The organism is Cupriavidus phytohabitans (assembly GCF_000426345.1).
In the GTDB taxonomy this organism is placed as follows: Bacteria; Pseudomonadota; Gammaproteobacteria; order Burkholderiales; family Burkholderiaceae; genus Cupriavidus.
Genome location: NZ_AUFE01000025.1, coordinates 1 through 1,874, shown reverse-complemented (window position 1 = coordinate 1,874; position 1,874 = coordinate 1). Strand labels below are relative to the sequence as shown.

The window sequence follows — 1,874 nt, the reverse complement described above, 5'->3', positions numbered from 1 at the left end:
CCGACCATCGCCACCGCCAGCAGCAGGTTCAGCCAGTGCTGGCCGGGGAACACCACCGGCGCGCCCTGGAACAGGCGGAACTTGTAGCGCCCGGCGAGCTTGCCGAAGGCGATCACCGAACCGGAGAAGGTGATGGCGCCGACGAAGCAGCCGATGAACAGCTCGATGCGGTTGCCCAGCGGGATCAGGTGCGAGCCTGCCGGCGTGATGCCGAACGCGGCCGGCTCGGCCACCGCGGCCACCGCGATGAACACCGCCGCGAGACCGATCAGCGAGTGCATCGCCGCCACCAGTTCGGGCATCTTGGTCATCTGCACCTTGCGCGCCACGTAAGCGCCGATGCCGCCGCCCACCACCAGCGCGCCGAAGATCAGCGCCAGGCCGGAGCCCACCGACGACTGCGCCGTGCCGGCCGCCAGGAAATCATTCTTGAGCTTGATGATCAGGACCAGCGTGGTGATTACCGCGATGGCCATGCCGATCATGCCGAAGGCATTGCCCTTGCGCGCCGAGGCCGGGTGCGACAGCCCCTTGAGCGCCTGGATAAAGCAGACCGAGGCCACCAGGTAGAGCAGGGTGACGAGGTTCATGCTGACGAGGCCGGCTGCCATTACGCGCCCTCCCCGGCCAGTGCCTGCTTGGTTTCGGTCGCCTTGGCCTTCGGCTCTTTCTTCTTGAACATTTCCAGCATGCGCTGGGTGACCAGGAAGCCGCCGAACACGTTGACCGCTGCCAATGCCACCGCCAGCGTGCCCATGATGCGGCCCGTGGCGCCTTCGGTCAGGCCCGCGGCGAGCATCGCGCCGACGATGATGATGGCCGAGATCGCGTTGGTTACCGCCATCAGTGGCGTATGCAGGGCTGGCGTGACTGTCCAGACCACGTGGTAGCCCACGTAGATTGCCAGCACGAAGATGATCAGGTTGATCACCGTGTGGTTCACCATCTCCATCGACTTCTCCTCCGTTGCTTTGAAACCGGGATGCAGCGTTTTACTGTGTTCTTTTTTGCTGTACTGCGGCGCGCGAACGGCCGGGGCTCTGAATGACCGTTTGCGTGCTCCCTCTCCCAATTGCCGGAGAGGGGAGCAAGACCTCAGACCTTCCTGATTTCCTTGATCGCGTTCTTCATGCGGATCAGGATGATCGCTGGCGGGCGCGCGGGGCGCCCCCGTATTACGCCGCGTATTACGCCGCCTCGCGCACGACCTGGCCGTCCCGGCACATCAGGCAGGCGGCGACGATGTCGTCTTCCAGGTTGAGCGTGTACTGGCCATCCTTGTCGATGACCAGCTTGAGGAAATCCAGCACGTTGCGGGCATAGAGCGCCGAGGCGTCGGCCGCCACCATGCTGGCCAGGTTGGTATGGCCGATGAGGGTGACGCCATGGCGCTCGACCACCTCGTCGGCCACCGTCAGCGGGCAGTTGCCGCCCTGCGCGGCGGCCAGGTCGACCACCACCGAGCCCGGCTTCATCTGCTGCACGGTCGCTTCCTGCAGCAGCACCGGCGCCTTGCGGCCCGGGATCAGCGCGGTGGTGATGACGATGTCGGCCTGGATCGCGCGCTGGTGCACCAGCTCGGCCTGGCGCTTCATCCAGTCCGGCGGCATCGGGCGCGCGTAGCCGCCCACGCCCTGCGCGATCTCGCGCTCCTCGTCGGTCAGGAACGGCACGTCGAGGAACTTGCCGCCGAGCGATTCGATCTGTTCCTTGACCGCGGGGCGCACGTCGGAGGCTTCGATCACCGCGCCCAGGCGCTTGGCGGTGGCGATGGCCTGCAGGCCGGCGACGCCGGCGCCCAGGATCAGCACGCGCGCGGCCTTGACGGTGCCGGCGGCGGTCATCAGCATCGGCATGAAGCGCTGGTAGTGGTG

The 1,874-nt window shown here is 66.5% G+C and carries 3 protein-coding genes; all 3 read right to left on the bottom strand.

The window, feature by feature from the left end; translation table 11 throughout:
- On the bottom strand, positions 1 to 611 hold a 611-nt coding region (locus K309_RS44295), incomplete at its 3' end, for an NAD(P)(+) transhydrogenase (Re/Si-specific) subunit beta (RefSeq protein ID WP_500784375.1).
- Complete coding sequence (locus tag K309_RS0118620; RefSeq protein ID WP_029047831.1) at positions 611 to 952, bottom strand: NAD(P) transhydrogenase subunit alpha part 2; 342 nt, start codon at positions 950 to 952, stop codon at positions 611 to 613. The genes K309_RS44295 and K309_RS0118620, both read right to left, overlap by 1 nt.
- 235 nt (positions 953 to 1,187) lie before the next feature.
- Positions 1,188 to 1,874, bottom strand: a 687-nt coding sequence (locus K309_RS0118615) for an NADP transhydrogenase subunit alpha (RefSeq protein ID WP_029047830.1), incomplete at its 5' end; no start/stop codon positions are given.

Coding starts and splice junctions, on each gene's coding strand:
- K309_RS0118620 (WP_029047831.1), bottom strand. CDS start 952: ATGGAGATGGTGAACCACACGGTGATCAACCTGATCATCTTCGTGCTG.